Annotated in this window: 3 protein-coding genes and 1 pseudogene; 1 reads left to right on the forward strand and 3 read right to left on the reverse strand. The window is 38.3% G+C overall.

Annotation, left to right across the window (positions count from 1 at the left end):
• Window positions 1–161: 161 nt before the first annotated feature.
• The 3 genes from ACPDG9_RS15795 to ACPDG9_RS15805 all read right to left on the reverse strand — a co-directional run bounded on the left by ACPDG9_RS15795 (window position 162) and on the right by ACPDG9_RS15805 (window position 3,206).
• The gene (locus tag ACPDG9_RS15795; protein WP_430528662.1) at window positions 162–1,445 is read right to left on the reverse strand and encodes a sensor histidine kinase; all 1,284 of its coding nucleotides are present in this window, start codon (window positions 1,443–1,445) and stop codon (window positions 162–164) included.
• On the reverse strand, window positions 1,438–2,115 hold the full coding sequence (locus tag ACPDG9_RS15800; protein WP_430528663.1) for a response regulator transcription factor: 678 nt from the start codon (window positions 2,113–2,115) through the stop codon (window positions 1,438–1,440). Before ACPDG9_RS15800 ends, ACPDG9_RS15795 begins: the two co-directional genes overlap by 8 nt.
• A gap of 536 nt (window positions 2,116–2,651) precedes the next feature.
• Window positions 2,652–3,206 carry a Crp/Fnr family transcriptional regulator gene (locus tag ACPDG9_RS15805; protein WP_430528664.1) on the reverse strand — a complete coding sequence of 185 codons (555 nt, stop codon included), beginning with the start codon at window positions 3,204–3,206 and terminating at the stop codon, window positions 2,652–2,654.
• Between the two features lie 190 nt (window positions 3,207–3,396).
• On the opposite strand from ACPDG9_RS15805, the pseudogene ACPDG9_RS15810 reads away from it, so the two are divergent.
• Window positions 3,397–4,206, forward strand: a pseudogene (locus tag ACPDG9_RS15810) (cbb3-type cytochrome c oxidase subunit I); the annotation flags it as partial.

Raw genomic sequence — 4,206 nt, forward strand, 5'->3', positions numbered from 1 at the left:
TGTGAGGTTTGTTTGTTGTGAGGTTTGTTTGTTGTGAGGTTTGTTCGTTGTGAGGTTTGTTCGTTGTGAGGTTTGTTCGTTGTGAGGTTTGTGCTTTTAAAGAAAACACTTGCTATTTCAAAAAAATCTACCGTTCACCGTTCACTGTTCACTGTTCACCGTTAACGGTGAACAGTAAAGCGATGCATTGAATCAAAATCATAGTGAATTTTGATGGATCCTGTTACTTTGACGATGGTTTGTACCAAGGATAACCCTAATCCACTGGATTCTTCATTGGTGGTGCTTCTATAAAAGCGGTTATAGATGGCTTTTTCATCTAATGGTGTTTGCATATCGCTTGTATTGGCTATGGAAAAAGAGTTGTGTTTGAGTTCGATGACAATTTTTCCCTCAGCGTGATTGTGGATCATGGCATTTTTTAGCAGATTTTGCACAAGGGTAATGGCCAATCCTTTGTCCATGGTAACGATAAAAGAATCACCAGTTTCTATTACGCTAACTGTTAATTTTTTATAGGTAAATAAGTCGTCAAAATCTGCTACAATCGCTTGGACCACTTGATTGAGGTTTACGTCTTGGTATTGACTGAATTGATTGTTTTCAATTTTAGTCAGCATCAAAAGTGATTTATTGAGTTTGATTAAGCGGGTTAAGCTCTGATGGATGGATTGAATTTGATCGATTTGTTTTTCATTTAATTCTTCCGCTTCTACCAAGAGTTCGAGTTTGTTGTTGATAATAGCTAAGGGGGTTTGAGATTCGTGAGCAGCGTTAGACACAAACGTTTTTTGTTGTTCAACCATATCTTCGATACGTTGAATCATCTTATTGATTTCTCCCTGTAAATCGGTAAATTCCTTAATAGGGGTTTGTGTTTTTGCGGTGATGATGGCTTGACCTAGGGTATAGGTTTTTAGGTTGTTTATTAAATGGTAAAAGGGATTCCACACCGCGCGTTTTAAAAGGATGTGATTAATGAGGTATATACTTGTCAATAGCGCAAGGTATAACGCGAGTACGGCAAGGCCGAAATCGTTCAGCAGGTCATCTGCTTCAATGGTAGAGGTACGTATTTCAAGCAGATAGTTATCTCCTTTTTTATCGACAAAGGTAGTGGTCAGCATCCGAACAGGTTCTTCATTATCGTCATTATCCATGTAAACCATCGCTGTGGAAAAAACGTTTTTCTTTGAATATTCGCCTGCTGCTAGTGGTGTAATGCGAAAACCACTGGAGGTAAAGGGCAAAAAACTCTCGACATGGGGATTCGTATAAGCTCTTTTGATGATCTCTGTTTTGCTGTTTTTGAGTCCATCGTCTATATTGTCATAGATCTCCTCCGTCATAAAAGCATAGAAAAGCAAAATCCAGGCAGTTAGAACAAGTATAATTCCGATAGAGAGGTAACCTAACATGTAATTGTGTAATCTCATCTTATTCATTTACAAGTTTATATCCCATGCCATAAACCGATTGTATATTTACTTCTGCTTGGTTCGTTTTGAGCTTTTTACGCAAATTTTTAACCTGTGAATAGACGAAGTCATAACTATCGGCTTCGTCCATATTATCTCCCCAAATTTGCTCTACCAAAGATGATTTGGTCACTAATCGATTTGCATTGACGACGAAATAATACAGTAATTCAAACTCTTTGTGATTTAAGGTTACGGGAGAACCATCGACTAAAACGGTACGTTCATCGATAAAAACCTCCACATTGTTCCACTTTATACTTTGAAACCCTTGTTGATTTTTGCGTCTGAGTACGGATTTAATTCGCGCGAGTAGTTCGGATAGGTGAAAGGGTTTAGTCAAATAGTCATCTGCACCCAGTTCTAAACCTAATACTTTGTCGTCGATGGAGTCTTTAGCAGAAATGATAATGACGGAATCTTCTTTTTCCATGCGTTTGATTTCTCGTAGTAGCTCAATACCATTTCCGTCCGGAAGCATGATGTCTAGTAGGATGCAATCATAGTCATAACCAATGAGCTTGTCTATTCCCTGTCTGTAGTTTTCTGCGACTTCTACAACATAGTGTTCTTTGGTTAAAGATTCTTGCATAATAGCACGCAGTTCTTTTTCATCTTCAATAACTAGGATTTTCATTTTTACTTTTAAAGGTACTATTTTTTTATGAGTTGCGGAATCTTAGTGGTCCGTTTTACTCCCCGTTTGTTTTGGCTTTGTTCGGACCTTGTTTGGGTCTTGTTTGGGTCTTGTTCGGTAAAAGGGCCTTAAACCCAAGGAATACCGAAGAAGACCCGAAGGAGACCCGAACAAACCTATATGAAGGTTTTTTAATGCGTTATAAATGAGGCTGTTGTGTTTTTTTGTAGGGAGTAAAAAAAGAAAAAAAGGCCTTTTTAAGCCTAAAAATGGAAGTAAGGATTGTAGTATTATTCTTACTTTCTTATTTTTAAAAAAAAATTAGATGTATAAGCCCATTGAAGTTCAAGAAAAAATCATTCATTTAGCAACAAAGGACAGTAGAATACTTTTGGTGGTGTGTTACCTGGTGCACCCTTTTTGTTGGGCTCTGTTTTGATGTTCGTTAGCGTTGGGATTATTTATCGCGCGTTTAGGTGAGGTTGATTGTTGTTGGGAGAGGAAGGTTAGAAGGATTAGGATGTTTAACCGATAACCTAAAAAAACAACTTCCCTTTTTGGATTCGTATTTGTTGTTTCACTTCAATTTCTTTGATGGTTCGAATTACCGTTTCCACGCGCAATCCTGTCCTATCCGCAATTTGTTGTCTAGTTAAATCAACCTGATATTCCTTTTGGTTGGCGTTGTTTTGTTCTTTTATATAGCTGAGTAGGGTTAGTATGCGTTTTTCAGAATCATTAGAAGAAATCTCTGGTGCCATAATTGACTTATAGTACAAACGAGAAGAAAGCGCTTGAAGAATATCGAAACAGCTCGACTTTTCATTTTCTAACAAGCGATAGAAGTCATTTTTGCTACTCAAAAGAATACGCGTGGGTTGAAGTGTAACCGCATTGGCTGGATAATTCACGGAACAAAATAAGGGGGGCTCTCCAAAACTTTCACCATCGGAAAACAAACCTTGAATAAATTCTTTTCCGTCTTCATTGTAATTGTTCATTTTGACTTTTCCCTCCACAATTTGATAGTAATAACTCGGTTCATCGCCTTGGGCAAAAACCGTTTCATTCTTGTCAAAAACAACGAACAACTCCCAACCAACTCTGGTCTAGTTTGGTTTTTGGAATCTGAACTATCCATGTGGTTTAGATGAGGTTTACCTTTGCCTCTAAATAAGGGAGAAACACCAAAGAAAAGGGAATTTCGATTTCCTATCGGATGTAGAAAGGGTTTCTTCTTGATGTTCTTGTCTTTGAAATAAACTGTAATACATACTTAGAATGAAAATTGTCTTTTTTACGAGCTGTTTTGTTCCGCTAAAAGCGTTGTTTTTTACACCAGCGATTGCGGTAGAAACACAAACGATGCAACCTTTCACCTTTTCGTTTAACGGAACTTATACCGCAGTGTTGTTAGTGCTTCTCATGGCAATGCTCTTAGTGTTGGCTTGTGTCTTTTTATATGTAGAAGCTAAAAACTTGCTAGAATCGTATCAAAAGAGTAAAATGCGAGTTAGTGGGGCAGAGGAGTTCCAATTGACGGAGTTAAGACCCAATCAATTAAAGCAATTACGCGCGGTGATCCGTTCTAAAAAGCACTGGGGAATCTTGCTATTAGCGTTGTGTTTTCAATCTCCAGCTTGGGCTCAGAAGTCTATGAAACTCGAAGATCGTCCGCTGATGGAGGAGCCTGGTATATTGATTACGATCGGCTTGTTGATGATTCCCATACTGGCTGGAATTTGGATGATGGTGGTTCAAGTGCGTCATCTCATTCAAAGTCAGAAGAAAAAAATCATCAAGCGAGATATTGATGATTTGGTCCATTATTTTGAAAATTTATCCGAAGAAGATTTAGAGGTTTTCATGCAGCGAAAAGAAGCGCTCGACTATACTTTTACCAAGGGAGAGCTCTCAGGGAAGGAGGCAGCGGAAGACAAAAAAGGATTAATTAGTATTCACAAAGAAGAGGGGTTACCTGTAGTTTCCACCAAGAAGAAAAACCCAATACAAGCGGATATCGATCCACAATTGGCGCGTATTGTACTCTGGTTTTTGGGTACGGCTTCCTTTTGGTTGCTCATCGGAACG

Source organism: Myroides sp. C6-3 (assembly GCF_050522425.1).
In the GTDB taxonomy this organism is placed as follows: Bacteria; Bacteroidota; Bacteroidia; order Flavobacteriales; family Flavobacteriaceae; genus Flavobacterium.

Coding starts and splice junctions, on each gene's coding strand:
- ACPDG9_RS15795 (WP_430528662.1), bottom strand. CDS start 1,445: ATGAATAAGATGAGATTACACAATTACATGTTAGGTTACCTCTCTATC.
- ACPDG9_RS15800 (WP_430528663.1), bottom strand. CDS start 2,115: ATGAAAATCCTAGTTATTGAAGATGAAAAAGAACTGCGTGCTATTATG.